The following is a 26675-nucleotide window of genomic DNA, read 5'->3' on the forward strand; positions in this document are numbered from 1 at the left end:
TTGTTTTAAGAAATTCTTACTCTTCTCTTGCTGCGTATACGTTTTTTTACTCCTTGACTATTCTAGAAGTGCATTGATTTATGTATATGAATTGTATTTCCAAATGTGACAAGACGCCTTTTTATTCAGTATGAATTTATTTTCTCCTTACACATAGGCATAAAGTCGATGCATAGCTTCGTATATTGATATATAGAAGAACTTGTACATTTGCCTAAAACTCCTCATTTCATTCCTATCAAAATGACGTGAGCTTAGAAAAGGAGATGAATCGTTCGTTGAATAAATCGATGGTGAAAACACTTCTGCTCGGGACGAGCGTAACACTTCTCGCTATTGCGCTTATTGTATATCCAAAAGAAGCGCTAGAAGGTTCAGTAAGAGGTCTCAACACATGGTGGAAGGTCGTCTTTCCTTCTCTGCTGCCCTTTTTTATTGTTTCAGAAATGCTTATTGGGTTTGGCGTAGTGAAGTTCATTGGGATCTTATTAGAGCCGTTTATGAGGCCTTTATTCCGAGTACCTGGAGTAGGGGGTTTTGCTTTAGCAATGGGCATGGCTTCTGGATTTCCTTCAGGTGCAAAAATCACTTCCCGGCTGCGCCAAGAAAAACAGCTAACAGCTATTGAAGCTGAAAGACTCGTATCATTTACTAACTCATCTAACCCTATTTTTATTTTTGGAGCTGTGGCAGTTGGCTTTTTTCACAATCCAGCTGTCGGTATCATATTAGCTCTCTCTCATTACATAGGGAATATTTGTGTAGGACTGGTGATGCGGTTTTATGGATCAGCAAAACCTAAAGGACAAGTAATTCAAAAACCTTCTTTATCGTTAGCTTTTCACGAAATGCATAAAACGCGATTAAAAGATAAGCGTCCTATCGGGAAGCTTTTAGGAGATGCGGTTACTTCTGCAGTTCAATCTCTCTTAATGATTGGCGGTTTTATCATTTTATTTTCTGTATTAAACAAACTTTTATATGTGACTCATATCACGGCCGTTTTAAGCAGCGGTCTAGCTTATTTATTTTCCCTTTGTCATATAGGGACTGAGCTGAGCCTTCCCTTTATTTCGGGGCTTTTTGAAATTACGTTAGGAAGCCGCCTAGCAAGCGAAGCACCGGACACGCTGCTGTTTCATCAAATTATCATCGTTAGCTTTGTATTAGGCTTTAGCGGTTTCTCTGTTCAAGCACAAGTAGCTAGCATACTCGCCGAAACAGATATTCGATTTTTCCCGTTTTTTATTGCCCGAATTTTTCACGGCTGTTTTGCGGTAGTATTCACTATCTTTCTATGGGGTCCTCTTCGGGAATCCATTACTACTTTTCAAGCATCTGAAGGAGCACTGCCGGTTTTTTCTCACTTGGAGTCCGTTACGATTCTATCGCAGTGGCTAAACGTGTACGGCCCGCTCCTAACGATTTTTACGCTGTGCTGCTATATTTATCTATATTCAAAACGAGCGTTTCTTCATCGTTCCTAGTAAAAAAAGAACGTGACGTTTTCTTATCGGCAAAGAAAACGTCACGTTCTTTTTTATCTTATTTTTGAGACAGCTGTTCAAATTTTTCTGCAAGCGCTTCTCTAACAGGGGGAGGAACTAATTCAGAAATATTCCCGCCATATTTAGCTACCTCTTTTACAATACTAGAACTTAAAAACGAGTATTGATTATTTGTCATCATAAACAACGTTTCGATTTCTTTATCTAATACGCGATTTACAGATGTGATTTGCATTTCGTACTCAAAATCTGATACTGCACGCAAACCTCTTAAAATGGTCTTTGCCTGCTTTTCTTTTGCATACTCCATTAATAATCCGCTGTACGACTCTACTACCACATTAGGAAGTGATTTTGTTACTTCTTTCAGCAAAGCTACTCGCTCTTCCCCTGTAAATAGAGGACTTTTTGAGGAGTTATTTAAAACAACCACATAAATCGTATCAAATACATTTGCGCCTCGTTTAATAATATCAAAATGTCCATTCGTAACTGGATCAAAGCTTCCTGGACAAACAGCTATACTGCCCATACGTATCCCCTTTCTACATCTAACAGCTCATTGATTTATTCAACTGATTCTTCTTTCTTGTATGTATAAATAGAAACACCAATGATACCGTACGTTTCGCTTTTTATTTTTTCAAATAAACCAATCTCATTATCTAAATGTACATCATGAGAATGCTCCGCTACAATAATTCCTGTTTTTGCCAGAAGGTTTTCTTCACTTACCGTTTCGATAAGCGCTTTCAACTTTTGTGCTTTATACGGTGGGTCAAGCAAAAGTAAATCGACAGTCAGCTCCCTTTTCTTTATCGCTTTCAGTGCACGCTCTGCATCATTTCGATACACTTCAGCGCGGTCTTCTAACCGACAGGATGCTAAGTTTGCTTTAATCGTCTGAATCGCTTTGCCATCCCGATCCACAAAAATGACTTTATCTATTCCTCGACTTAGAGCTTCAATTCCCAAGCCACCGCTTCCACCGAACAAATCAAGAGCTGTTCCACCTTCAAAAAACGGTCCAATCATATTAAAAATAGCTTCTTTCACCTTATCTGTTGTAGGGCGGGTTGAGTATCCTGGAACCGCCTTTAACGCATGGCCTTTATATAAACCTGCTACTACTCTCATCCTTATCACTACCTTACTTTTACTTCCTTATTCTTCATTATCCTAACATATTTTGAATTACAAAGACTAGCAAAAATCCTCAATTTATTCAATGCTGTATGCATTCTGTGCAATAACCCAGCAGCTTGCTTTTATGCTGGACTTTTACGACCGTCTCCTTAGATACACCTATGCAGATCATTCGGCATTTCGTTCATAAAAGATTTCCTTTACTTTAATATGTCATCATAAACGTAAATTTACCCTTTTTCTCTGTCATGTTATCAGTCTTTTATATTTTAAAAAGTGAATTTCACGAGACAGGTATATGAACGTTTAAAACGGACATACTGACTAGTAACAACATCATCTAACCGATGTTGTTGCCAACCGCGGAGAAGACTTACGTTTCCCCATAAGTTCTTCCTCCGGTTTCTCCTCTCCCTTTGCCTTCATCAAGGTGCTTGTAATCGCAGAGGTGATTACACCCTTTTATTGAAGGGCCCTACAATGAGTAGTTGTAGGGATTTTTTTATTTACTCCTAAAATATTCAGTGATACATTAAACTACGTGAGTTTGCTTTTTTAATACATAGAGGGGGAAATACATATGATTCAGCGTTTTATTGAGCTCGGAGAAGGGTATTCAGATATTTATGAGCTGTTAGAGATTGTCAAAAGCAACAAACATCGTCTTGCCCATCTTATTATGCTGCGAACAGTAAAAGAAGATCGACAAGTAGCTTCTTTTGTCGCTGTCTTGCATCCAACAGCTGAAGGGAATTTCCAACCGCTTTACGTTTGCCGAGAAGGAATTGTTTTAAAACAAAACGACAGCAAGCGCGTTGAGTTATTTAAACGAGCAGCTGAGGAAGCGGGAAAAGAAATTGTGGTACTCGATGTCAAACCATCTACTACCTTTCCAGAAACAGCACTATACTATCAGCACCTTATTGGCATTTTGCGAATGAACCGCTTTATTCCGCCAATGCAATAACCTCATCCCTGCCTATTCGTTTGCTAAGGCCAAGTAAAATAAAAAAAGGAATGTACATTACATTCCTTTTTTGTTTAAATTCCTATCTTATAGTCATATTCCTTCGCTTTATCCGGCTTTGAATTTTCGAATTCTGTTTTTAAAAACGGCCGATAAGAAGGATCTACTTTCTTCACAAAAGGTAGAGACTGAAGTTTATGGATTGTTTTTTCAATGCCATCTTGGTTGCAATATAAGACAACATACTTTAATTCTTTAGATACGTAATGTACATTTCCGTACTTTCGCAATGCTTTTGCTTGCTTAACAGAATGCACATACGCCACAATTCCTTGACGTTCAACAAACATATTTAGTTCCCCTTTTGCATACGTTATATTGGTTTTCTTTATCATAAATTCTTTTATATGAAGTAGGTGCTTTATGTATGAATTTAGATGATATCTGGATGCTCTTTCTTACTCATTTTAACGAGCACAGAGCTATTGAACAAGTCATTTTCAAAAAAATCACAAATATACCCTTTTTGTATATAAACACATCAATTGAGCGTAGAAAAATAGATGAGCTTCTAGAAGCTTCATCTATTTTTGCTACATCCAATACAAATGCTACGTGGCGCTCAAGTTTTGTCAGAAGTCAGCATCTTACTTATGTCTATCAGCACAGGTTTTACGTTCCACAGCGTAAAATGGCCTGCTGCGGAAATTCCTGTGCTGATTGCGTTCGATTTATACAGTGAACGGCTTATGCGCTGCACCCGCAGCTTCCACCAGATCCGCAGCCACCGCCGCAGCTGCTTCCCGTATCAAAAAACGGATTTCCCGTCGGTACTTTAACATGCTCTGAAACAGCTTGACCAAGGATAACGCTAATTTCATCAAGCAGTTTTTGCAATTCATTTTCTGCTTTTTTGAACGCAGCGATTGTCGCATGTAAATCAACTTGACGCTTTACATCACGTACTTGTCTCGTAATGGTTTTATAGTCAGGATGATATTTTCCAAATCGCTGAACATCCTCATACTGTTCCTTTATTTTCACAAATTGAGCAATTAATGCCTGTGCATGTGAATCTTTATTTAATCTATATAAACATTGACGATAGTTCTCGGCTACGTCTGATTGTAACACCATGTTCGCTACGTGATCAGACTCGTCGAGTAATTCAACAGTTCTCATTGTTGTCAGCATGGCTGTACACCTCCGTTTTTATCTTATCACGTTTTGGATCTAAAGAAAAAGAACTTGCTAAAACAGCTTACACTGATTTACTACAAGTTCTACTTTTTAACTATATAATTTCAACCGTAAAGGTATTCCTCACTTGATAACTTTCTTCTTTAGATTTCATCAGTTCAATCGTAACAGTATGAGATCCTTTTGGAAGATCACTTAAAACAAAGGCTGCTTGCTTCATTTCTTTAAATGGTTTTCCATCTACTGTGATTTGAAGGAATCCACTCTCTGTTGAAAATGAAAACCCGCTTAGAATACATTCGACGTATACGTTCTGTCCTTTCACATGCTGGTGTACCATCAGTGAAGGTTTTGTATTCATTGCACCAAACGTTTCAGCTGCCCGCGGTTGAGAGGAAGTTTTAGTCTCAGGTTTTGGTTTATCATGGTTGCATCCTAGCAGAGAAACTACACATAAGGCCGTCGTTAATAGTAAGCGCATAATACCATTCCTTTATCATTCGTTTCTCCATAGTGTTTACAAACTCTTTATTTTTACTCATGACGTGCAAAAATCTCTGCATCGCTATGTATGCAGAGATCATTGATTTTTCATGGATTGAAACATATGAAACATCATGTTTGCCATTTGAATCGAATTCGAAAACTTTTCAACTTTATGAGGAATGGTTTGTTTGTAGTAGTGTTTGGATTCTAATTCAAATTTCTCCAGTTCTTCAGGATTCCTAGATAAACGCCGGTACCACATTGGCTGTTCACGAACGAAGTCGTTGAGTTTAGGACGAGACTGCATATACTCGTATATATCTTTTCTCATTGCGTTTAATCTTTCCTAAAGCCAAATGGATTCCCTGGCCCGGAAGCTGCTCCTCCACCGGATGGCTTAGATGGCTGAAATTGCTGCAGTACTTGTTGAATATTCGAAATAGCGGAATTTACATTTGTGATATGATTTTGCATTTGATTCAAGTCCATGTTTTTCAGCGAGGATACGATTGTACCCATAATATCTTTTTTCTCCTCTGTGGTAGCAGCTGGTTCAGCCTTTTCACTTTCTTCTGAACGATATGCCTCCCACATTGGGTCTTCTGCACCGAATAAATACCAATCTTCATAAAGCTCTTTCCACGTTTTTTGCTGCTTTCGAACCTGTTCTACTAATTTGGGATGTGATTTTACAAATTGTTTAAATTCCACAACGGACGGATGAAGCTCTCGTTTGGTTTCCTTCACAGTCACTCACCTCATACTTAAATATAGCCTACTATATCTTAGAAAAAGAGAGCTCGTTTCGTGCGCCTATTTCAAAAATTTTTTATAGCTGTTTTTTTGAAGAAGCACGAACTGTGAACCAGTATGTAATGAAAATAGATAAAATGCTTAGCCAAAATGTAAAATAACCAATTTCAGACATATACGCATTGAGCATGCTGTATCTTGGCATCATAGAAAAAACGTAATCAATGATATCATTATGTACGGCCCATACAGCGGCAACCGCTACATGCCATAACTTAATCCGGTAAAACGGTACGTATAAAAGCCCTTGAAAAGCCATTGCTGCATGAGAAGCCATTAACATAAGCATCATCCAATCAATGTATCCTGTTAACACATAGACCAATACATTCATTATAACGGCCCAAATCCCGTATTTAAACAGCGTGACCATAGCTAAAGCTTCAAATAGTGAAAAATGTTTTCCAAGTAAAAGACCGATAAGTACGATAACAAAAAACAAGCTTGCCGTTGGACTATCAGGTACAAATAATAAAAACTTCTTAGGTGTTTCCGCTAATTGACTCCCATACCAAATATATCCGTAGATTGTTCCTAGTATATTTACAATCAGCAAAAGCGTTAAAAAACGCTTATCTTTTAAGGTATACCATAACCAAGCCATTCAGAAAGTCTCCTTTACATTTAATCTCTTCTTTATTATGTACAGTTTTTGGACAATAGCAAGCACCTATCTCATTGATATAAACCACAACATTAAATAAATTCAAAAAAACCAGCCTTTTGGCTGGTTTTCATTATTCTTTTCCTAAGTTTCCGACAAATTCCGAGAGCGTTTTCAATTCTTTATCTGAACCTTTGAAAACACCTTTTGGCATATTGCCTTTACCATTTTTTGCGATATTGGCGATTTCTTCAGGAGATAAATCAATTCCTGTTAAAGCCGGAGCCGCAGGGCCTCCCTGTAAATTATCACCATGACAGGTCAAGCACGTTTGCTTTTGCATAATTTTGTAGCCTTCTGAATTTTTGTCAATCGCTACTTCTTCTCTAATTTTCCCTTGCTCTTCACGTGCTTTCCAATCTACCTGTGTCGCTGACTGCCACGTTAGGAAAAAGACTGCTGCTATAGCCAGAAGCATGAATCCTGTCGCAAACGGTCTCTTAGCCGGTCTTCTTTCTGGTCCGCGATCAATGAAAGGAGCAAGCATTAATGCGCCAAATGCAATCCCAGGAATAATAAATGCACCTATAATATTATATGGACCAGAAGCAAATGAATATTTAAGCAATTGATATAGGAACAAAAAATACCAGTCGGGAAGAGGCAAGTACCCCGTATCAGTCGGATCGGCAATACGTTCAAGCGGAGATGGATGAGCGATGGTTAAACATAAATAACCAATTAAAAAAACTGCTCCTACCATCCATTCTTTTAGTAAAAAGTTTGGCCAGAATGCTTCTGTTTTCCCTGGAAATTCAGAGTAATCTTTTGGAATATTGGGTTTTCGTTCTGCAGGAACACGTGAATCTCCAACAAACTTCATCCCTTTACCACGATGCATGTTCTCCCTCCTTTTTCTCACTGTTCTAGTGAAAGTACTAACAACGGAGTATGTGCTTGATGCATATGATGACTAGTGTGATTGACTAATTGAATAAAGCGTATAAACTTTTATAGCGGTCCTGAAATTCCTTGTTTACGAATCATTAAGAAGTGGGCACCCATTAAGCCAAGCAGGGCTCCGGGTAAAAAGAATACGTGAATGGCGAAAAAGCGAGTTAGTGTTTGAGCACCAACGATGTCTGGATGTCCTGAGAGTAATGTCTTCACTTGCTGGCCTATAATTGGTGTGGATTCAGCAATTTGCAAACCTACTTTCGTTGCAAATAGCGCTTTCATATCCCACGGCAACAAATAACCTGTAAAACCTAAACCTAACATAACAAAGAAAATTAACACACCCACAATCCAGTTTAACTCGCGGGGTTTTTTGTATGCTCCTTGGAAGAAAACACGAAGTGTATGTAAAAACATCATGACGATAACCAAACTTGCTCCCCAGTGATGCATACCTCGAACAATTTGTCCGAAAGCGACTTCATTTTGCAGATAATAAACGGATTCCCATGCATTTTTTATATCTGGTACATAATACATGGTCAAAAACATGCCTGATAAAATTTGAATAACGGTAACAAAAAACGTCAATCCACCAAAACAATACACAAATGCTGAAAAGTGATGTGCAGGATTTACGTGTTCTGGCACTTCATGATCGGCCACATCTCGCCATAAAGGAGTAATATCTAGCCGTTCATCCACCCAGTCATAGATTTTATTCAACATTTTCTATGCCCCTCCTTGTGGTTTGGCTTTTCCTAGATATAACGTACCGCCTTTTACCTTTTGAACGTATACATCTAACGGTCCCATCGGTGGTGTCCCCGGTACATTTTTACCGCTTTTTTCATACATTCCCCCATGACAAGGGCAGTAGAAACGATGTGGATAGTTTTTGTCACCAGCCCAGTTAACCGTACAGCCTAAATGCTTACAAATTGGTGACAGCGCGACGATTTCACCTTTATCAGTTTTGTACACCCAAGCCGATCTTGGTTCTTCTGATTTATGCCACGCATCCACTTGCTTGATTTTAAAATCGACACGTTTCGGCTCTTTTGTAATGTCTTTAACCTGCGCTACAGCTACTAAATCCTGACCCGCTTCTTTTTCCAAAATTGGATCTACTGCAAAGCGCACCATTGGCATTAACATTCCAGCAGCCATAAATCCCCCTACACCAGTGAGCGTATAGTTTAAAAACTGTCGTCTTGATACCCGATCACCCATGCTTTTCCCCCCTTTAAAAAAGTTCAGTCCAGAGAATTTTGGACACATGATGGACCATTCTATTAAACTAGGACATAATCATGATATATTAATATTTCTGGAAGGTCAATACAATAAAAACCTAAAACATGGAAATAATCTTTATTTTTCTAAATTTTTCGTCATTATTTTGTTTGCGCTTCCATTGCTTATTCTACAGCCTTTTTAAACACTCCATTTCTCTACAAAAATCGGCAGGAGCTGTTGGACTTGTTCATGTATGAGCGTATACTTATGCGAGTCGTCTATATGCTCAAGCGGTAAAGCAGGTATCCAAATGCAGTGAGCCCCTATTTCTTTTTCATACTGCAGCCAATCTCGGTCGCTAGTAAGCACAAAAAGATGATTGACTTCATTGTCATTTATATGCTCATTCCAACGAAGTAATGTTTCATAAACAGCAGCTACTCCATCTTTTTTTAAGTATGTAAAACTAGGTGTTAAAATCACTCTTCCTTTAAATTGTCTCTCTAACTCTTCAGTAAGAGCAGTCGTATATTCACTCATAGATGCAGTAAGCTTTAAATCTTCTCCGAAATCAATAGGAATGAGTGGAACCAATACGGTATCAACATAACTTTTGGATTGTAAATACACATCCATTTCCTTCGCCTGCAGCTTCAACTTTCTTCTCCTCTCAGCAAGCTTGCTAAGGCTTGTCTTATTTATTTTTCAAACTGAATAAGGAGATAAAAAAAGAGATTGACCTTTTTCTAAGAAGCTAGCCAATCTCTCGTTTATCTACTGTACATAATGGTTATTTAAATATTCGCTTAAGCGCTGAAATTCCTCTTTATCATTTTCATCTAATGCTTTATCAATTAGTTCCATGATTTTTGATCGTTGAAATTTCTGAATAGATTCTTCCAATATTTGCTCAGCTAATACTCTGTCTTTTTCATTTGTTTGATTAGCTTTTGGCATATACGGATTGTCTTCCAGTACAGCCACATATTGAGGCGATGAATACAACGATCGGAAGTTTAATTGAATATAAATGTCTTCTTCTCGATTCAAACGAATATCATGAAATGATTTTTCTGCATCGGTTGTCATGATATTTTCTTTATAAAAACGAAATGGAGGGTCTTCCACACAGTGCGTAGACATCACCATCCCGCGAGGACAAAACTGTGCTTGCTCAACGAAGTGAACTCGTTTCATCAATTGATCATGGCTCATCAAATAATTTAAAATCCATACACATTCTCTGCGCTTCAGCTGATAATTCGTTAAAAACCAGCGAACAAATTCTTTTTTCTCGTTGACAGTAACAGGGGTCGTCATATTCTCACTTCCCTCCTCTGTGTTTAAACTCTCAGTTAAAACACCTTTTACAGTTATTTATTCCACACGGCAGCAATAAAATCCTCTGAACTATTATTTATTCTTCTAATTGAAATAATATGTCTTGAATTTCATCTACTGTTGGATCCATGGCTAATAAAGCTTGGAAAATCCCCTTCGCTTTCGAGCGCTGTCCTTCTTCTAATAAGAAATAGCCATACTCTTCTAAAAACGCATACTCTTCTTTAAAAACAGTATATGCAGATTCGTAGTATTTTAGCGCTTCTTCATAATTTTCTAATTCCTGATAAGCTTTTGCTAAATCCCATTCAAAATGAGGGTCATGCTCATTATATTCTTTGGCGTGCTCGATATTCTCTACTACATCTTCATATCTCTCTTGACTCATATAAAGTTTAGAGAGAGTTAAAATAGCTTCAATGTACCCTGGATCTAGTGCAATCGCTTGTTGAAACGCCGATTCAGCCTCTTCTTCTAGACCGCGCTTTAATGCTATTTTACCTTTAAAAAAGTAAAGTTCTTTTTGAAATTCATCCTGCGCAATACCTTCGTTGACAGCCACCGCAGCCTCTTCTAGCATCTCTTCATGTTCATATGACTTTGCTAAATATAAATAAAGAGAATGGTACTCACGGTCTAACTCTTTTAGTTCTGTAAACTTTTCAATAGCGGTCTGATAATGACCTGCTTGATACGCTGAAATCGCATATTCAAATAGTGTGTTAATCTCAAGCTTATCTTTTAACGCTTGATCAAAGTAAGGAAGCGCTTCTTCGAACTGGCCGATACCTGCTAGACTTTCAGCTAATCGCTGACGAAGATCCGTACCGTTAAATTCTTTTTCTGTTTTTAGCAGCGTTTGATAAAAAGGAATTGCCTTTTGATAAATTCCTTGACTGCTGTAAAATTCACCGAGCCCAAAATCGATAACCGGCTCATTTGGAAGCATTTTTTTCGCTTCCATTAACTTTTGCTCACTTACTTCACTAAGGCCTTGCATTTGATATAAGTCAGCTACAAGAAGCAGAGCTGGCACGTAATTATCGTCTTCGCTGCTAATTTGATTTAAAATATGAATGGCTTCTTCTTCTTCTTCTAAATCAATAAGCATTTCAGCTTTTAATAAATACAGCTCGCCTTCTTCTGGGTATTTAGCGATGAGCTCGTCTATTAAAGGTAGCGCATCATTTACCAGTCCCCACTCCTGCAGCTGTTCAGCCATTAAAAACTTTTCTTCGTCTGTAGCTTTATCTTTCAATTCATGAATAAGGGCAAGACCTTTTTCAATTTCATTGGATTCTACGTAACCTATCGCGCGGTCTAGTTCTTTCACACACAATTCTCCTTTATTATTACATTCACTTTTTATATAAAAATAAAACGAATTAATTTTCTATTTTTCCAAACTCGAAGCAAGAACACATGCTTCTATACACAATGATAAAATAGTTTGAGCGTTTGTTCAACAAATCAATTTGAATACGCTTACATTTTTTTAGGTAAAAACGAGATTGAGACATGAAACCTGCGTTCACCATCTCAATAAAAAATCCGAACGAGTTTGATTTTTCATCAACAATATCAATTCCTCGTTCGGATTTCCCTTCAACCAAAATACGTTTGTTCCAGCCTCTTCCTTATTGGCTTAGCTCATCAAGATCTTCAAAAAAAGTAGGGTAGGAGACGTGAATGGCATCACTTCTCTTTAGCGTTACCTCTCCCGTTGCAATGGCTGCTGCGACCGCAAGCATCATTCCAATTCGATGATCTCCGTAGCTGTCTACTTCCCCGCTTTGTAAAACCGTCTTGCCTTCGATAATAAGTCCATCAGGTGTTGGCGTAACAGAGGCACCCAGCTTGCTTAGCTCGGTTGCAACCGTATCGATGCGGTTCGTTTCTTTTACTTTTAGTTCTTCCGCATCTTTAATCACCGTTTTCCCAGTTGCCTGAGTCGCCAAAAGAGCGATTACCGGAATTTCATCAATTAAACGAGGAATTAAATCGTCCCCAATTTCAATCCCTTTCAACTGAGACGTTTCAATCGTCAAATCGCCAATAGGCTCTCCATTTTGAATACGTTCATTGGAAATTGTAAGGCGTGCACCCATTTGCTGAAGCACATCAATAATACCTGTTCTTGTAGGATTGAGTCCGACGTTTTTCAAAACGATTCGGCTGTTTGGGACAATGGCTCCTGCAACAAGAAAGAATGCAGCTGAAGAAATGTCTCCAGGGACGTACACATCCGTTCCGCGCAGGGATTGTCCCCCTTCAATACTTACAGTCGTTCCATCTACCTCTACGTCTACTCCAAATGCGCGAAGCATACGCTCGGTATGGTCGCGTGATGTAAAAGGCTCGGTTACTTTTGTTGTGCCTTCGGCATGAAGTCCCGCTAGTAAAATCGCCGATTTTACTTGTGCACTTGCTACAGGAGAATGGTAATGAATTGCTTTTAATGCTCCTCCTCTAGTAGATAAAGGCGTATATTGGCCATGCTCACGCCCATCAATCTTTGCACCCATAGAGCGCAGCGGCACCGTAACACGGCTCATTGGACGCTTGGCAATCGACTCATCTCCAATTAGAGACGTATGAAATGGCACACCGGCAAGAATCCCCAGCATTAAACGAGTAGTTGTTCCTGAATTTCCTACATCTAAGATGGAAGTAGGTTCACTTAATCCTTCGATACCTTTACCTTCCACTTCAACATACTCGCCTTCTCTTTTAATCGATACGCCCATCTTTTCAAAACAAGAGATGGTACTTAAGCAATCTTCACCTGCTAAAAAATGATTAATCGTAGTTTTCCCTTCTGCCATCGCTCCGAACATCACAGCTCTGTGAGAAATCGACTTATCCCCGGGAATAGAAATTTCTCCTTGAAGAGATGAAAGATTCGTTTTTAATGGTTTTCCACTCATTTCATTCACACCTTTCGTACATTAAGAAATAAACGTCTGATATTGATGCTGATGGAGACACGCTCTTGCCCTCTTTCTATCTTCCTCTGTTTGAAAGCTCAAACGTAATACTCCGTATATATCTTCTCGTGTTTCTAAAATTCGAATGTTTGTAATACTGATTTCATCTTCTGCTAAATAACCGGTTACTTCTGAGATAATACCCGGATAGTCAGGAACATCCACATAGAGATCATAAAAGGATGGAATCGCTCCTTTGGTTCGTACAGGAAGCTGATCTCTAAATTGTTTCGCTTGTGAAAAATATGTATAGATATCATTCGCATCTTTTCGTTCGATCATATTTCGCACGTCGTTCATTTCTTCAAGCCAGTGGTCAAACATTGAAAGAAGCGCATCCTGGTTATGAAGCAAAATATCTCTCCACATCGCTGGACTGCTTGAAGCAATACGTGTAATATCACGAAACCCTCCAGCCGCAAGCTGCGAAACTAGCTGATTGTCTTGTTGGTAATATTCTGCTTGATGAACAAGGCTTGCAGCAATAATATGTGGAAAATGGCTAATGACACCTGCTAATTTATCATGTTCTTTTGGTGACATTACAATAATTTTAGCTTTTGTACCACTTAGCAATTCCTTTAAGCTGTTTAAAGCCTCCGAAGAAGTAGAAGATGAAGGTGTTAATACATACATTGCATTTTCAAATAAATGAGCTTTAGAAGCAGCTACTCCGCTTTTATGAGACCCCGCCATTGGATGACCCCCGATAAACTCAATGCCTTTAGAAATAAGAGCCTCGGCTGTCTTCACTACTTCTTCTTTTGTACTTCCTACGTCTGTTACGATGACAGACTGTTTGAGCGTAAAATGTTCGAACTGTTTTAGCACTTCCGCTGCTTGGGTGACTGGAATGGCAATAACAATATAATCCGCTTGCTCAGCGCCTTGTTGCAAAGAAGAAGCCGCTTGGTCAATTACGCCTAGAGTTTTAGCGAGCTCCAGCTGCTCTTGATTAATGTCAAAACCTATTACATCAAGATGATGATGCGTCTTTTTTATATTAAGTGCAAGAGATCCTCCAATTAATCCTAGGCCTATAACAAAAACATTTTCTTTCACTTTCCTTCACCTCATTGTGCATATGAAGATGAGAGTGTGAAATCACACTCTCATCTTTTACTATATTAGGTATTAAGCTTTCGCCGTTTCTTGGTTAACAAACTGCTGAAGCAATTCAATGATTTGTTCATTTTGTTCTTTTGTTCCCACCGTAATACGAACGGAAGTTGGGAAGCCTAATGCATTACCTGAACGAACGATAAATCCGCGCTCCAATAAAAATTGAAACACTTCATCGCCTTGACGGCCAAAATCAATTAGAACAAAATTAGTGAAAGAAGGATAATAGTTTAAGCCATTCTTATCACAGAAAGCATAGTACTGCTGCAAACCTGCTTCATTTTTCTTTTTGCACTCTTCAATGAACGCTTGGTCTTCAAGAGCAACGATTGCTGCTTTTTGAGCCATGCGGCTTGTATTAAAAGGTTCGCGAGCCGGCTCAATTTTTTGTAGCAATGATTCGTTTGCAATACCGTAGCCAATACGCAAAGAAGCTAAGCCGTATGCTTTTGAAAATGTGCGAAGTACAATTAAGTTTTCGTATTCATTCAAAAGCTCTACCGTATTCGGATAGTCGGCTTGATCTGCTGCATACTCAAAATACGCTTCATCCATAACGATTAACGTATGCTTAGGAACTTGCTTCATAAAGGAAATTAACTCATCGCCCTTCACATACGTTCCCGTTGGATTATTAGGACTGCATACCCATACAATTGTCGTATTTTCATCAATTGCACGAAGCATAGCATTTAAATCATGATTTCCGCCGCGCAGCGGTACTTCACGAATTTCTGCACCTTCAATTACGGCATTGTGCTTATATTGAGGAAATGATGGCGTTGGCATGACAGTGTTTGTATCAGCCGATAGTAAAGCTCGGCAAATAATTTGAATGACTTCATCAGACCCATTTCCAAAAATCAGCTGATCTTGCTCTACACCTACGTGTTTTGCTACTGCTGCACGCAGTTCAGCTGCATAACCGTCTGGATAAAGCGCCATATTTTCAATTTCTGCAGCAATCGCCTCTTTTACTAAAGCAGAGCTGCCGTAAGGATTTTCATTGGATGCTAATTTTACAACGCGATCTAAATTAAATTCACGCTTCACTTCTTCAATTGGCTTACCTGGTTTATATGGAGATAAAGTTAGTAATTGTTCTTTTACCTTCACCGTGTTACACCTCGCATTTTTGTATAGGCGAAACGATGGATGCAACATACTCCTCAATTTGATTTAATCCGTCTCGGCGTGTATCCTTATTTAAAAGAACTTCTTCAAGCTGGCCAATTTTATTAACAATTGCACTTCCGATTACAATGCCGTCGCTGTGTTCTTTTAATATCTCTACTTGTTCGCTTGTTGAAATCCCAAAACCGACGGCAACCGGTATAGAAGCTGCTGCTTTCACATCTTCTAAAAAGGTGCCAATATCAGCCGGCAGCGTAGAGCGAACCCCAGTAACGCCTAAAGACGACACGCAGTATAAGAAGCCCGTTGCATCTGCAGCAATTTTTTGAATACGCTCTTTAGATGTAGGAGCAACCATTGAAATGTACGCAACTTCATTTTCAGCGGCAAGCTCCCGGATACGGCCACTCTCTTCGTACGGTAAATCCGGAATTAGCACTCCATCTATTTCATTTTCTCGCATTAACGCGAAAAAGGATTCTAAACCTAATTGTAACACAGGATTAAAATAGGTAAAGAGAATTACCGGTATTTTCACACCTTTTTTTCTCATCACCGATACAAGCTTAATAGCTTTTGAAATAGACATGCCGCCAGATAAAGCTCTTTTGGACGCCTCTTGAATAATCGGACCATCTGCTAAAGGATCGGAATACGGTACGCCCAGCTCTAAAATAGAAGCACCTTGCTTTTGCAAAGACAAAGCAATCTCCACCGTTGCATCTTCATGAGGATCTCCTGCTGTAATAAATGGAATAAATAATGTTTCATGTTTAGGTAGTCTCGCTTCAAACGTATTCATGTTCTTCTTCCTTCCCTTCTAGCAAGTTTACTAATGTATGAACGTCCTTATCTCCTCGACCTGATAAGCAAATTAAAATGGTTTCTTCTTTCGTCATGCTTTTAGCCAGTTCAAATGCTTTTGCCAGCGCATGGGCGGATTCGATAGCCGGGATGATTCCCTCCGTTTTCGCCAGCAGCTGAAGAGCTTCGATTGATTCATCATCCGTTACACTTTCATATTCTACTCGTCCAATAGATGAAAGGTGAGAATGCTCTGGACCGATACCCGGATAATCCAAACCTGCTGAAATAGAATAAGGCTCTGTAATTTGACCATTTTCATCTTGAAGTAAATACGTGAGCGTTCCGTGGATAACACCTTTTGTGCCTTTAGCCATTTTAGCAGCATGAAGAGCTGTATTTAGTCCTTTCCCCCCTGCTTCTACTCCAATCAAGCGTACATGTTCTTCTTTAATAAAATCATAAAACATACCGATTGCATTACTGCCGCCTCCGACGCATGCCACGACAGCATTTGGAAGTTTTCCTTCTACCGCTGTAAACTGTTCTTTTGCTTCTTCTCCAATAATTTTTTGGAAATCTCGAACCATTTTAGGATAAGGATGCGGTCCAATTGCCGAACCAATTAAGTAAAAATGATCTTCACAGTGTTGAACCCAGTAGCGGATTGCTTCATTTGTTGCATCTTTTAGCGTTTTTGTTCCAGAAGTTGCAGGAATGACTTCCGCTCCTAGAAGCTTCATGCGAAAGACGTTCAACGCCTGACGTTCAATATCTTCTTCTCCCATGAATACTTTACATTCCATTCCGAACTTTGCAGCTACTGTAGCTGTGGCTACCCCGTGCTGACCCGCTCCTGTTTCAGCAATAATTTTTGTTTTGCCCATCCGTTTAGCAAGTAAAATCTGTCCAATGGCATTGTTGATTTTGTGAGCACCCGTATGATTTAAGTCTTCACGTTTTAAATAAATTTTTGCCCCGCCGAGTGTTTCGGTAATATTATCAGCATATGTTAAAGCCGTTGGTCGCCCTGAGTAATTGACGAGTAAGGATAGATACTCATCTTTAAATGCCGGATCTTTCATTGCTTGATTCAAAGCTGCTTCTACTTCTTCAAGTGGTTTCATTAATGTTTCAGGTACGTATTTTCCGCCAAATTCACCAAAGCGGCCAAATTCATCAGGATGATTGTATGTCATAGTATGGATCTTCCTTTCAATCTCTATAATTTTTGTATAGTCCTTCGTTTCATTTGTTTCAATACCGCCAGAAATATCAATCGCCCCAGGCTTGTAGGGTAACAAGTTCTCAATGTTAAAGGCATTGATTCCTCCAGCAATAAAGCATTTTTTACCTAACTTTCGTGCAGCTGATTCATACTGAGGAACGAAGCTCCAATCAAAAGCGACGCCCGTTCCTCCGAATTGTTCTTTAACCTTGCTGTCAATTACATAACCGTCAGCTTCTTCATATACATGCATTTGCTGCAGCGTATCTTTATTGTGCGGGAGTGCTTTCCATACTTCATATCCACGCTGCTTTAACTCACGTACTTCAGCAGCTGTTTCTTGCCCGTGGCACTGAATCACATCTAAATTTGTCACGGAGGCAATTTCAAGTATTTGATCCACCGGTGTATTAACAAATACCCCTACTAGCGAGACTTGTTTTTTTATTTCATCCGTTACAAACTCATTTACTCGTTCAGGCTTTACATATCGTTTACTTTTAGGGTAGAAAATAAAGCCAATGTGAGTAGCAGCCGACTTTTCGATTAAAGCTATATCTTGTTTTGATCGAATACCGCAGTACTTAATAAGCATATTCACTTTCCCCAAACAGCTTTTTAATCGCTTTGGTTTGATTATCCTGTCTCATAAGCGATTCTCCTACTAAAATAGCTTTTGCTCCGGCTTCTTTTACGTAGGAAACATCATCGTATAAGTAAATGCCGCTTTCACTTACTAAAAGCTGATCTTTCGGCACGTGCTTAGCGATTTCTTTTGTCTGCTGCAAGCTGGTTTCAAACGTATGAAGATTTCGATTATTAATCCCGATAATCTTCGGTGTAAATACAGCTAACAGCTGTTCAAGCGTTTCTAAAGAATGCACTTCTACTAAACAATCTAACTCTTTTTCAGCAGCTTGAAGATAAAGCTCTTGCAATTTTAATGGTTCAAGTGCTTCTCCGATGAGTAAAATAGCATCGGCACCGATTCTTGCACTTTCTTCCACTTGAATGGAATCAATGATGAAATCCTTACGAAGCACAGGAATAGAGACATGCTGTTTAATATCACTTAAAAACGTTCGGTGTCCTTGAAAATAGTGCTGATCCGTTAACACAGACAAAGCATCTGTTTTTCCTTCCTCGTAGGCTTTAGCAATTTCCACAGGCTGAAAATTCTCCTTTATTAATCCTTTGGAAGGAGAGGCTTTTTTTACTTCTGCAATAAGAGCCAGCTCTCGATTTGGATTTGATAAAGCTTCTAAAAATGATCGTTTTGTAACATTTTGCTGTTCGGGTAACTGTAGGTTTTGAATTTCTTCTTTTTTTGTTTCAATAATTTTATTGAGCATGTTCAACCACCTTTTTCGATTTCAATCGTTGTAATTGCGTGTATGCAGCACCTGATTCAATTGTTTCTAAAGCTACAGCTACTCCTTCTTCAAAAGTAGAAACGTTTCCGCTAACGTAAATAGCTGCAGCAGAGTTCAACACGACTGCATTTTTAGCAGTTACATTACTTTTATTTAAAAATAGCGATTCAATGAGCTCTGCACTCGATTTCGCGTCTTCTACCACCAAGTCTTCAAGCTTCCCTCTCTGTAAGTGTACATCCTCTGGTGCAAGCGTATATTCTGTAATAACATTGTCTTGCACTTCTACAATATCCGTTACATCCGTAGCACTAATTTCATCCAAACCGTCCCTGCCCGCAACGAGAAGAACGTGGTTAGCTCCCAGTACAACAAGCGCTTCTGCTAATTTCCGTGCAAGCTCAATAGAGTAAACGCCAATTACTTGCTTTGTGCAATTAGTAGGGTTTGCTAACGGACCTAATGCATTAAAAACGGTTCTAAACCCTAATTCCTTTCGAGTAGCAGCAACGTGCTTCATAGCAGGGTGATAAAGCGGCGCAAATAAAAAGGACATGTTGAGGTCAGACACCGCATTTTTCACTTCTTTTTCATTTCCTTGAATCCATATATCCAGATGTTCTAACACGTCTGCACTTCCGCTTTTAGAAGACACCGCGCGATTCCCATGTTTCGCAACCTTTACTCCAGCAGCAGATGCCACAATCGCACTAGCCGTCGAAATATTAAACGTAGAGGCGCCGTCTCCTCCCGTACCGCACGTATCTACTACGTTTAATTCTTCTAGAGAAATAGCATTCATGTTGTTTTTCATACCCCGGACAAAACCAACAATTTCATCGACGGTTTCTCCTCGGTACGTTAAAATGGTTAGCACGCTAGCAATTTGAGCTGCCGGGACTTTACCGTTCATAATATCATTCATAATTTTTTCTGCTTCTTCCGCTGAAAGTGACTCGCCGCGCAAACACTTTTTCAACAATTCTTTAAACATATACATCCTCCTTTTTATCGTAGATGTCTTGAGCTAATTGAATTGTTTTAATTAAAGCGCTAGCTTTATTGCGGGTTTCTTTCCACTCAAGCTCCGGTTTTGAGTCAGCAACCACTCCTGCTCCAGCCTGTATATAAGCGGTTTGGTCTTTCAAAAGAATGGTACGAATTGCAATGCACGAATCAATGTTTCCATCAAATCCGAGATATGCTACGGTTCCTGCATATACATTTCGCGCAACTGGTTCAATTTCATTTAAGATTTGCATCGCCCGCACTTTTGGAGCGCCAGATACGGTACCCGCTGGAAATGCAGAAAGCAGCGCATCAATAGGATGTACTTTTTCATCTAGGCGTCCTGTCACTTTAGAAATCAAGTGCATGACGTGCGAAAAATTAACCTGCTGCATTAATACCGGCGTTTGGACACTTCCATACTGTGCAACTCGGCCGATGTCATTTCTTGCTAAGTCCACGAGCATATAGTGTTCTGCCCGCTCTTTTTCATCGTTAATTAAGTCTTCATACAAGCGCGCATCTTCTTCTGCATCTCTGCCGCGTCTTCTCGTTCCTGCAATTGGATGAATTTCTAAATGGCCGTTTTCAATTTGAATCAACCGCTCAGGGGAACTTCCAATCAATTCCACTCCCTTTACTTTCACGTAAAATAAATAAGGAGATGGATTAACTAATCGCAATACTCTGTAAATATCAAATCCAGCTACGGTCGTATCAATTTGAAATCTCTGCGACAATACGGCTTGAAAAACATCTCCGCTTTTAATGTATTCCTTAATTTTTTCCACATCTTGCACAAATTTATCTTTTTGGTATGACGATGTCACACCTTCAAAGCTAACTTCGCGCTGCTCGCTTTCAAACATCATCGGCTTTTCTTTCACCGTCTGCGCTATTCTTTCAACATATCGATTGATCTCTGCTAGAGCTTCATCATGTTTTTCTTTTTTCTGCTGTTCTTTATCTTGCTCATCAAGCTGAATGTAGTGAATCACCATAAGCTCTTTTGTTTGGTGATTATAAGCGAGCATCGTTTGACAATAGATAAAGTGAAAAGTAGGCATGTTCAAATCGTTTTGGGCATGTACGTTTACTTTTTCAATTTGCGATACTGCGTCGTAGCTGATAAATCCTACTGCTCCTCCTTTAAAAGGAAGTGCAAGGTCTGGTACTTTCACTTTCAGCTCTTGCTGAATTTTACAAAATACCTCTTTAAAGCTGTCTCCTTGCAGCACAGGTTGAAGCTGCTTGTTTTTTGCTAGATAGGTTCCGTTCTCTTCTTCTACATACAAAAACGGATTCAAGCCAATAAAAGAATAATTGGACCATGGTGATGATTCATCATTGCTTTCAAGCAAATATACAGCTTCATCTTTTACTTGCTGAAAAAGATCAACAGGTGTCATGCTATCGATAAATATTTTTTTTATGATTGGAATGGTTAAATACTTTGTAGAGTCTTCTAAAAAAGAAGTATACGTGTTCGTCATATCTTTCAATCCTCCATTTCATGGAGAATGAGAATAGATGAGGTTATATAAAAGAGGATATAATAAATAAACCCAAAGACACATCAAAAATGGGCCTTTGGGTATACGAATGGTAAAATTCACTCAACTAAACTCTGCTCAACTGTCTCATTCTCGTCTACCCTAATCTCAACTAAACTGTCTATTTTTTTCTCATAACTAAAATCTCTAAACTAACTTGTTACCAATTGTAGTACGTTTCAAATTCATTTGTCAACTACTATCTACTTGGCTTTTGAAGAAACTACGCTTGAAGCTCTTCATTCAGCAGCTTAAGAATCACTTCATCTTCTACTTGTTGAACAAAAGGTTTTCCTATGCCTTCAAGCAGTACCATATGAACATTGCTTGACTTGGACTTCTTGTCTGCTTTCATTCTCACGAGCAGCTTTTCAGCTGAAAGGTGGTTTGGAACAGACGTCTCATAGCCAAATTTTTCAAACCATTTCGCAATTTCAGCTACAGGGAACTCGCTTTTCCCAAGCGTATTGCTGACTTTCATAGCAAACAGCATCCCAATGGCTACGCCTTCTCCGTGACTGATTTGTCCATAGCCGCACTCTGCTTCGATCGCATGACCTAACGTATGTCCAAAGTTCAGGTGAGCGCGAACGCCAGCTTCTGTCTCATCTTCTTTTACAACAGATGCTTTGACTAAAATACCGCTTTGAATAGCATAAATTAATTTTTCATCTTGTAAATCAGTCAGCGATTGTATATTTTGCTGAAGCCATTCATAAAATGCTTCATCGTGAATAAAAGCATGTTTAATCACTTCTGCAAAACCAGAACGCCACTCTCTTTCAGGAAGCGTTTTAAGAAGATCAATGTCATAAACAACCGCTTCAGGCTGATAAAAAGCGCCAATCATATTTTTTCCAAGCTCATGATTAATGGCTACTTTACCTCCTACAGCACTATCGTGAGCAAGAAGCGTCGTTGGCACTTGAATAAACGAAACCCCTCTCATGTATGTAGCGGCTACAAATCCAGCTAAATCGCCAACTACCCCTCCGCCGAAAGCAATAACGAGCGCATTGCGGTCAAGCTGCTGCTCGAGTGCAAAAGTCTGACAATCGTAGTAATGTTGAAATGACTTTGCGTGTTCACCGCTTGGTACTACGTATTTAGCCACTTTAAACTGCGTCTCAATCGCTTTTACAACCGCTTCTCCATAATATGAATCTACAGCTGAATCAGTGATGATTAACACCGACGACAGATTAGGTTTTACACTCTCAATAATAGAAGGCAGCTTTTCAATTAATCCATTTCCTAAATAAAGAGGATATGTTTTGGATAAAGTTTGAATATCAATTTGCAACATTAAAACTCCCTCGCATGTACACGCATTTTCTCAATATTTTCAGCAATTAAATCAATTCGGTCTTGTCCAAACTGTTCGATTAGCGCATCAGCCAATTCCCAAGCTACAACGGCTTCTGCTACAACGCTTGCTGCCGGCACAGCACAGCTGTCTGAACGTTCGATGCTTGCCTCGAAGGCTTCTTTTGTTTCAATATCAACACTTTTTAACGGCTTGTAAAGCGTTGGAATAGGTTTCATTACACCGCGTACTACAATTGGCATACCTGTTGTCATGCCACCTTCAAAGCCGCCTAAGTTGTTTGTTTTACGGGTATATCCATTCTCTTCATCCCATAGAATTTCGTCATGAACTTCGCTTCCTGGTCTGCGAGCCGCTTCAAATCCAATCCCAAACTCAACGCCTTTAAATGCATTAATGCTCATAACAGCTGCAGCAATCTTCGCATCTAATTTACGATCGTAATGGACATAGCTGCCCACTCCTGCTGGCACGCCTTCAATAATAACTTCTACTACGCCTCCGATCGAATCGCCGTTTTTCTTAGCATCATCGATTGCTTGCATCATGTCTTTCTCAACAGCTGAGTCAAAACATCTTACTGGAGAAGCTTCAGTGACTTCTTGAAGTTCCTCTAAGCTTTTGTATTGAGGAGGATTTGCCTGTACGCCGCCAATTTCTAATACATGTCCAGCTACAGAAATCCCGAACTGAGCAAGGATTTGACGAGCCACAGCACCTGCTGCTACCCTTACAGTTGTTTCACGAGCTGAAGAACGTTCTAATACATTTCTCATATCGCGATGACCATATTTAATAGCGCCGTTTAAATCGGCATGCCCTGGTCTTGGTCTTGAGATTTTACGCTTTACTTCTTCTGATTCTTCTTCAGAAATTGGCTCGATGCCCATAATTTTTGTCCAGTGTTTCCAGTCGTTATTTTCTACCGCTAACGTAATAGGAGATCCTAGCGTATAGCCGTGGCGAACACCGCTTAAAATTTCCGCTTGATCTTTTTCAATTTGCATACGTCTTCCGCGACCATGACCTTTTTGTCTTCGCGCTAAATCTGTATTGATGTCTTCGGCTGTTAAAGGAAGCCCTGCGGGAACACCCTCTAAAATAGTAGTCAACTGTGGACCATGTGATTCTCCTGCTGTTAAATATCGCATAATCGTACCTCCGCTTAATATGTATTATTCGTCAGAATTTTTCCATTTTTAAATATGACTATACCATACTATAACATAAGAATATATAAAAAGTTTCACCTCAGCTTGTAAGAAATCGCTTCAGGTTATCTCAATTAAATGGTCTTTACTTTTCTGTAAAAAAACGTATCAGCCGTTTCAAACCCATACTTTTGCGGAGTGAAAATCTGCTCTGTGCTCCCTACAAATAAGATGCCTCCAGGTGCTAAAGCTCTGCTAAACTTTTCATATAAAGCATGCTTTGCTTCATCGGTAAAATAAATAAGCACGTTTCGACAAACAATCAAGTCAACGTTTTTAGGAAAAGAGTCTGACAGTAAGTTATGTTTTTGAAAAATAACTGTTTTTTTGATTTTTTCATCTAATAAGTACCCGATTCCTCTTTGTTGAAAGTACTTATTTTTCATCGAAACAGGCATTTCCTGAAGTGAACGTTCATCATAAAAGCCTATTTTTGCTTTTTCTATCACTTTTTCATCCAGATCGGTCGCCAATATAGAAATACGCGAAAGCGGAAAAAATGTTGATAAAACCATCGCTAGTGTATACGGCTCTTCCCCTGTTGAGCAGGCAGCGCTCCACACTTTCAGATCTGATTTTCCTTTTACAAGAGTCGGTAAAATTTTTTGCTCCAATATATCCCACCGCTGATAGTTGCGATAAAACTCTGACACGTTAATCGTCATCCGATCTAAAAACTCCTCAAGCAGTTTGTTGTTACTGTTCATTGCTCGATAATATTCAAAAAAACTAGAAAAACCTTTTTTTTCATACAGCGAGGTGAGGCGGCGGTGCATTTGAGACTGCTTATATAGTGATAAATCAATGCCTGTTTTTGTTTTTATTTTCTCCACAAACGCGTCGTATTCATCTATCATTTTTGACTCTCCTTTCTCATTCCTATACGTTTATGTTAGACGTATAAAGAAATAAAACCTTTATATACGCTTATCTTCTTATTAATATATCGGAATACATTATGAAAATGTTTATGCGGGGAAATCTTTGCACTTAATAGCCTAGAAGCTTGTTTATACACACAATAAAAAAGACGAATGAAAATTCATTCGTCTTTTTGCGCTATCTAAATTAGTAAATCCAAGCGTCTGCGTCTTTTTTATAGAAAGTCAGCTCTTCACTTTCAAAGAATAAGCTGATTTCACGCTCCGCACTTTCTGGTGAATCTGAGCCGTGAATAATATTCTTATCCACAATCAGTCCATAATCACCTCGAATAGTTCCAGGAAGCGCTTCTTGAGGGTTAGTTTTCCCCACCATTTGACGTGATACTGAAATCACGTTTTCACCTTCCCATACCATAGCAAAAACTGGACCTGATGTGATAAATTTCACTAACTCACCGAAGAAAGGTTTCTCTTTATGTTCACCATAGTGTGTTTCAGCTAATTCCTGCGAAATATGCATAAGCTTAGCTCCAACTAATTGAAAACCTTTTTTCTCAAAGCGAGAAATAACCTCACCAATAATGCTTCTTTGTACCCCGTCTGGTTTGACCATTAAAAACGTTTTTTGTATCATTTTACTCTCCACCCCTGAAGTTCATGATATGTAAACAAGTTTTGAAAGCGCAATCACACCTCATGAAGATATTAACATTGTTTCGAGCAGTTTACAACTTATGAAAGTAAATAAATCAAAATTTCCGTTTTCCAATGTACTTCGCAATTTGATGCAGCGTTTTTTTCGCCTTGTTTGGCGGCAGTTCTTCTAAAATGCTCATCGCTTTTTGCAGATAACGATCGCTCATCTCAAATGAACGTTCAATGGCGTTAGAAGATTTAATATCAGAAATAATTTCATCGATCAGCTCTTGCTCATATTCCCTCTCGAAAAGCTGTTCTACTTTATCTCGAAACTCAGCATTTTCAATGGCATACAAAACTGGCAGCGTAATATTTCCTTGCAGTAAGTCGCTGCCAACTGGTTTCCCAAGCTGTTCTTCTGATGAGATAAAATCTAAAATGTCATCCGTAATTTGAAATGACATTCCCACGTAATATCCAAACCAAAATAAACGTTTATGTATATCTTCAGGAGCTCCCGCTGCAATTGCGCCTAACTGACAGCTTGCAGCAATTAGCAGTGCCGTTTTACGTTTAATTCTACGCAGATACACGCGTAAGTTTTGGTTTAGGTTGTATTTGTCCTTAATCTGTTCAATTTCACCGAGCGTTAATTCCACCATCGTATTAGATAAAATTTTATGTGCTTCCACATCTTTAACCTCACTCATAACTTCAAGTGCACGAGCAAAGATGTAATCCCCTGTATACATAGCAATACGATTGTCCCATTTTGCCTTAATTGTTGGTTTTCCCCGTCGCTTATCAGCGTCATCAATAACATCATCATGAACAAGAGACGCCATATGAATCAGCTCAAGCGCTACTGCCACATGTTTGATTTGGTCGATATTGTAATGCCCAAATTTAGCTGCCAACAAAACAAATACAGGGCGAATTCGTTTCCCCCCTGCTTGTAAAAGGTGAAGAGAAGCATCTGTGATAAGTGTTTCATCGGTATGAACAGTTTGTTCAAGTTCTTTCTCAATAAGGGTAATATCCGTATTCAAAAAAGCGTACATCATTTTTAGTTTCATTGGACTCACCTTGCATTATATATTCATTCTTTACTCCTTATCCTACAGGCTGTTGCACCTGTAGGACA

General features: G+C 39.1%; 30 protein-coding genes and 1 pseudogene. 3 read left to right on the top strand and 28 right to left on the bottom strand.

Going from position 1 to position 26675, the window contains the following annotated elements; genetic code table 11:
• Positions 1–278 precede the first annotated feature (278 nt).
• Entirely contained in the window at positions 279–1487 is a 1209-nt protein-coding gene (ylbJ, locus tag ACMX9J_RS12455) for a sporulation integral membrane protein YlbJ (protein WP_033579758.1), read from the top strand.
• 58 nt (positions 1488–1545) lie between these two features.
• Here the strand turns inward: ylbJ and coaD are convergent, their stop codons facing one another.
• Together coaD and rsmD are read right to left on the bottom strand one after the other, a co-directional pair.
• A complete protein-coding gene (gene coaD / locus ACMX9J_RS12460) occupies positions 1546–2040 on the bottom strand; it encodes a pantetheine-phosphate adenylyltransferase (RefSeq protein WP_013058982.1) in 495 nt (164 codons plus the stop codon).
• A gap of 35 nt (positions 2041–2075) precedes the next feature.
• On the bottom strand, positions 2076–2645 hold the full coding sequence (rsmD, locus tag ACMX9J_RS12465; protein ID WP_013084870.1) for a 16S rRNA (guanine(966)-N(2))-methyltransferase RsmD: 570 nt from the start codon (positions 2643–2645) through the stop codon (positions 2076–2078).
• Positions 2646–3234: 589 nt separating this feature from the next.
• Between rsmD and ACMX9J_RS12470 the strand changes: the two genes are divergently transcribed.
• Entirely contained in the window at positions 3235–3621 is a 387-nt protein-coding gene (locus ACMX9J_RS12470; protein ID WP_013084871.1) for a hypothetical protein, read from the top strand.
• Between the two features lie 74 nt (positions 3622–3695).
• On the opposite strand, the gene ACMX9J_RS12475 is transcribed toward ACMX9J_RS12470, so the two are convergent.
• Positions 3696–3971 (bottom strand): YlbG family protein, encoded by a 276-nt coding sequence (locus ACMX9J_RS12475; RefSeq protein ID WP_013058985.1) that lies wholly within the window; start codon positions 3969–3971, stop codon positions 3696–3698.
• 77 nt (positions 3972–4048) lie between these two features.
• On the opposite strand from ACMX9J_RS12475, the gene ACMX9J_RS12480 reads away from it, so the two are divergent.
• A complete protein-coding gene (locus ACMX9J_RS12480; RefSeq protein WP_033579757.1) occupies positions 4049–4363 on the top strand; it encodes a hypothetical protein in 315 nt (104 codons plus the stop codon).
• Between the two features lie 5 nt (positions 4364–4368).
• On the opposite strand, the gene ACMX9J_RS12485 is transcribed toward ACMX9J_RS12480, so the two are convergent.
• The 25 genes and pseudogenes from ACMX9J_RS12485 to hepT all read right to left on the bottom strand — a co-directional run bounded on the left by ACMX9J_RS12485 (position 4369) and on the right by hepT (position 26607).
• Positions 4369–4815 (bottom strand): YlbF family regulator, encoded by a 447-nt coding sequence (locus tag ACMX9J_RS12485; RefSeq protein ID WP_028411490.1) that lies wholly within the window; start codon positions 4813–4815, stop codon positions 4369–4371.
• A 100-nt stretch (positions 4816–4915) separates the two neighbouring features.
• Positions 4916–5302, bottom strand: coding sequence for a hypothetical protein (locus ACMX9J_RS12490; RefSeq protein ID WP_033579756.1), 387 nt, complete (start codon positions 5300–5302; stop codon positions 4916–4918).
• A 99-nt stretch (positions 5303–5401) separates the two neighbouring features.
• Positions 5402–5638 (bottom strand): YlbE-like family protein, encoded by a 237-nt coding sequence (locus ACMX9J_RS12495; protein ID WP_013058988.1) that lies wholly within the window; start codon positions 5636–5638, stop codon positions 5402–5404.
• Positions 5639–5643: 5 nt separating this feature from the next.
• Entirely contained in the window at positions 5644–6054 is a 411-nt protein-coding gene (locus ACMX9J_RS12500) for a YlbD family protein (RefSeq protein ID WP_034270859.1), read from the bottom strand.
• A gap of 82 nt (positions 6055–6136) precedes the next feature.
• Positions 6137–6724 (bottom strand): DUF1405 domain-containing protein, encoded by a 588-nt coding sequence (locus ACMX9J_RS12505; protein ID WP_028411492.1) that lies wholly within the window; start codon positions 6722–6724, stop codon positions 6137–6139.
• Positions 6725–6857: 133 nt separating this feature from the next.
• Positions 6858–7625, bottom strand: coding sequence for a menaquinol-cytochrome c reductase cytochrome b/c subunit (locus ACMX9J_RS12510; RefSeq protein WP_028411493.1), 768 nt, complete (start codon positions 7623–7625; stop codon positions 6858–6860).
• Positions 7626–7735: 110 nt separating this feature from the next.
• Complete coding sequence (gene qcrB, locus ACMX9J_RS12515; RefSeq protein ID WP_013058992.1) at positions 7736–8410, bottom strand: menaquinol-cytochrome c reductase cytochrome b subunit; 675 nt, start codon at positions 8408–8410, stop codon at positions 7736–7738.
• A gap of 3 nt (positions 8411–8413) precedes the next feature.
• Positions 8414–8914, bottom strand: coding sequence for a ubiquinol-cytochrome c reductase iron-sulfur subunit (locus ACMX9J_RS12520; RefSeq protein WP_013058993.1), 501 nt, complete (start codon positions 8912–8914; stop codon positions 8414–8416).
• A gap of 204 nt (positions 8915–9118) precedes the next feature.
• The gene (locus ACMX9J_RS12525) at positions 9119–9577 is read right to left on the bottom strand and encodes a YpiF family protein (protein ID WP_033579754.1); all 459 of its coding nucleotides are present in this window, start codon (positions 9575–9577) and stop codon (positions 9119–9121) included.
• Positions 9578–9694: 117 nt separating this feature from the next.
• A complete protein-coding gene (locus ACMX9J_RS12530; RefSeq protein ID WP_013058996.1) occupies positions 9695–10240 on the bottom strand; it encodes a ReoY family proteolytic degradation factor in 546 nt (181 codons plus the stop codon).
• 97 nt (positions 10241–10337) lie between these two features.
• On the bottom strand, positions 10338–11594 hold the full coding sequence (locus tag ACMX9J_RS12535; RefSeq protein ID WP_028411495.1) for a tetratricopeptide repeat protein: 1257 nt from the start codon (positions 11592–11594) through the stop codon (positions 10338–10340).
• 304 nt (positions 11595–11898) lie between these two features.
• Positions 11899–13188, bottom strand: a complete 1290-nt coding sequence (aroA, locus tag ACMX9J_RS12540) for a 3-phosphoshikimate 1-carboxyvinyltransferase (RefSeq protein WP_416225827.1) — start codon at positions 13186–13188, stop codon at positions 11899–11901.
• A gap of 21 nt (positions 13189–13209) precedes the next feature.
• On the bottom strand, positions 13210–14310 hold the full coding sequence (locus tag ACMX9J_RS12545; protein ID WP_028411498.1) for a prephenate dehydrogenase: 1101 nt from the start codon (positions 14308–14310) through the stop codon (positions 13210–13212).
• 72 nt (positions 14311–14382) lie between these two features.
• Complete coding sequence (gene hisC, locus ACMX9J_RS12550; RefSeq protein WP_176343449.1) at positions 14383–15486, bottom strand: histidinol-phosphate transaminase; 1104 nt, start codon at positions 15484–15486, stop codon at positions 14383–14385.
• A 4-nt stretch (positions 15487–15490) separates the two neighbouring features.
• A complete protein-coding gene (gene trpA / locus ACMX9J_RS12555; RefSeq protein WP_047749878.1) occupies positions 15491–16306 on the bottom strand; it encodes a tryptophan synthase subunit alpha in 816 nt (271 codons plus the stop codon).
• A complete protein-coding gene (gene trpB / locus ACMX9J_RS12560; protein WP_028411500.1) occupies positions 16293–17507 on the bottom strand; it encodes a tryptophan synthase subunit beta in 1215 nt (404 codons plus the stop codon). Before trpB ends, trpA begins: the two co-directional genes overlap by 14 nt.
• 30 nt (positions 17508–17537) lie before the next feature.
• Positions 17538–18131, bottom strand: a pseudogene (locus tag ACMX9J_RS12565) (phosphoribosylanthranilate isomerase); the annotation flags it as partial.
• Positions 18121–18888, bottom strand: coding sequence for an indole-3-glycerol phosphate synthase TrpC (trpC, locus tag ACMX9J_RS12570; protein ID WP_176343447.1), 768 nt, complete (start codon positions 18886–18888; stop codon positions 18121–18123). The gene trpC and the pseudogene ACMX9J_RS12565, both read right to left, overlap by 11 nt.
• Entirely contained in the window at positions 18878–19903 is a 1026-nt protein-coding gene (trpD, locus tag ACMX9J_RS12575) for an anthranilate phosphoribosyltransferase (protein WP_028411502.1), read from the bottom strand. The genes trpC and trpD overlap by 11 nt, the downstream gene beginning before the upstream one ends.
• Entirely contained in the window at positions 19896–21410 is a 1515-nt protein-coding gene (trpE, locus tag ACMX9J_RS12580) for an anthranilate synthase component I (protein ID WP_028411503.1), read from the bottom strand. Before trpE ends, trpD begins: the two co-directional genes overlap by 8 nt.
• Before the next feature lie 283 nt (positions 21411–21693).
• On the bottom strand, positions 21694–22776 hold the full coding sequence (gene aroB / locus ACMX9J_RS12585) for a 3-dehydroquinate synthase (RefSeq protein ID WP_176343446.1): 1083 nt from the start codon (positions 22774–22776) through the stop codon (positions 21694–21696).
• On the bottom strand, positions 22776–23948 hold the full coding sequence (aroC, locus tag ACMX9J_RS12590; RefSeq protein WP_028411505.1) for a chorismate synthase: 1173 nt from the start codon (positions 23946–23948) through the stop codon (positions 22776–22778). The genes aroB and aroC overlap by 1 nt, the downstream gene beginning before the upstream one ends.
• 134 nt (positions 23949–24082) lie before the next feature.
• Complete coding sequence (locus tag ACMX9J_RS12595) at positions 24083–24865, bottom strand: CheR family methyltransferase (protein ID WP_176343445.1); 783 nt, start codon at positions 24863–24865, stop codon at positions 24083–24085.
• 211 nt (positions 24866–25076) lie between these two features.
• Complete coding sequence (gene ndk / locus ACMX9J_RS12600; protein WP_013059010.1) at positions 25077–25526, bottom strand: nucleoside-diphosphate kinase; 450 nt, start codon at positions 25524–25526, stop codon at positions 25077–25079.
• 115 nt (positions 25527–25641) lie between these two features.
• Positions 25642–26607 carry a heptaprenyl diphosphate synthase component II gene (gene hepT / locus ACMX9J_RS12605; RefSeq protein WP_028411507.1) on the bottom strand — a complete coding sequence of 322 codons (966 nt, stop codon included), beginning with the start codon at positions 26605–26607 and terminating at the stop codon, positions 25642–25644.
• Between the last annotated feature and the right edge of the window lie 68 nt (positions 26608–26675).

It is taken from the genome of Priestia sp. RMT2NF4, from assembly GCF_047872835.1.
Classification (GTDB): Bacteria; Bacillota; Bacilli; order Bacillales; family Bacillaceae_H; genus Priestia; species Priestia zanthoxyli.

What these genes read in the sequence shown, in the direction of transcription:
- ACMX9J_RS12480 (WP_033579757.1), top strand. Translation starts at nt 4,049, where the DNA reads ATGAATTTAGATGATATCTGGATGCTCTTTCTTACTCATTTTAACGAG.
- ACMX9J_RS12490 (WP_033579756.1), bottom strand. Translation starts at nt 5,302, where the DNA reads ATGCGCTTACTATTAACGACGGCCTTATGTGTAGTTTCTCTGCTAGGA.
- ACMX9J_RS12470 (WP_013084871.1), top strand. Translation starts at nt 3,235, where the DNA reads ATGATTCAGCGTTTTATTGAGCTCGGAGAAGGGTATTCAGATATTTAT.
- trpA (WP_047749878.1), bottom strand. Translation starts at nt 16,306, where the DNA reads ATGAATACGTTTGAAGCGAGACTACCTAAACATGAAACATTATTTATT.
- ACMX9J_RS12505 (WP_028411492.1), bottom strand. Translation starts at nt 6,724, where the DNA reads ATGGCTTGGTTATGGTATACCTTAAAAGATAAGCGTTTTTTAACGCTT.
- trpC (WP_176343447.1), bottom strand. Translation starts at nt 18,888, where the DNA reads ATGCTCAATAAAATTATTGAAACAAAAAAAGAAGAAATTCAAAACCTA.
- ACMX9J_RS12475 (WP_013058985.1), bottom strand. Translation starts at nt 3,971, where the DNA reads ATGTTTGTTGAACGTCAAGGAATTGTGGCGTATGTGCATTCTGTTAAG.
- ACMX9J_RS12530 (WP_013058996.1), bottom strand. Translation starts at nt 10,240, where the DNA reads ATGACGACCCCTGTTACTGTCAACGAGAAAAAAGAATTTGTTCGCTGG.
- aroC (WP_028411505.1), bottom strand. Translation starts at nt 23,948, where the DNA reads ATGCGATATTTAACAGCAGGAGAATCACATGGTCCACAGTTGACTACT.
- ACMX9J_RS12510 (WP_028411493.1), bottom strand. Translation starts at nt 7,625, where the DNA reads ATGCATCGTGGTAAAGGGATGAAGTTTGTTGGAGATTCACGTGTTCCT.
- ACMX9J_RS12495 (WP_013058988.1), bottom strand. Translation starts at nt 5,638, where the DNA reads ATGAGAAAAGATATATACGAGTATATGCAGTCTCGTCCTAAACTCAAC.
- aroB (WP_176343446.1), bottom strand. Translation starts at nt 22,776, where the DNA reads ATGTTGCAAATTGATATTCAAACTTTATCCAAAACATATCCTCTTTAT.
- qcrB (WP_013058992.1), bottom strand. Translation starts at nt 8,410, where the DNA reads ATGTTGAATAAAATCTATGACTGGGTGGATGAACGGCTAGATATTACT.
- ndk (WP_013059010.1), bottom strand. Translation starts at nt 25,526, where the DNA reads ATGATACAAAAAACGTTTTTAATGGTCAAACCAGACGGGGTACAAAGA.
- coaD (WP_013058982.1), bottom strand. Translation starts at nt 2,040, where the DNA reads ATGGGCAGTATAGCTGTTTGTCCAGGAAGCTTTGATCCAGTTACGAAT.
- ACMX9J_RS12485 (WP_028411490.1), bottom strand. Translation starts at nt 4,815, where the DNA reads ATGCTGACAACAATGAGAACTGTTGAATTACTCGACGAGTCTGATCAC.
- trpD (WP_028411502.1), bottom strand. Translation starts at nt 19,903, where the DNA reads ATGTTTAAAGAATTGTTGAAAAAGTGTTTGCGCGGCGAGTCACTTTCA.
- trpB (WP_028411500.1), bottom strand. Translation starts at nt 17,507, where the DNA reads ATGACATACAATCATCCTGATGAATTTGGCCGCTTTGGTGAATTTGGC.
- ACMX9J_RS12520 (WP_013058993.1), bottom strand. Translation starts at nt 8,914, where the DNA reads ATGGGTGATCGGGTATCAAGACGACAGTTTTTAAACTATACGCTCACT.
- ACMX9J_RS12595 (WP_176343445.1), bottom strand. Translation starts at nt 24,865, where the DNA reads ATGATAGATGAATACGACGCGTTTGTGGAGAAAATAAAAACAAAAACA.
- trpE (WP_028411503.1), bottom strand. Translation starts at nt 21,410, where the DNA reads ATGACGAACACGTATACTTCTTTTTTAGAAGACTCTACAAAGTATTTA.
- hepT (WP_028411507.1), bottom strand. Translation starts at nt 26,607, where the DNA reads ATGAAACTAAAAATGATGTACGCTTTTTTGAATACGGATATTACCCTT.
- rsmD (WP_013084870.1), bottom strand. Translation starts at nt 2,645, where the DNA reads ATGAGAGTAGTAGCAGGTTTATATAAAGGCCATGCGTTAAAGGCGGTT.
- aroA (WP_416225827.1), bottom strand. Translation starts at nt 13,188, where the DNA reads ATGAGTGGAAAACCATTAAAAACGAATCTTTCATCTCTTCAAGGAGAA.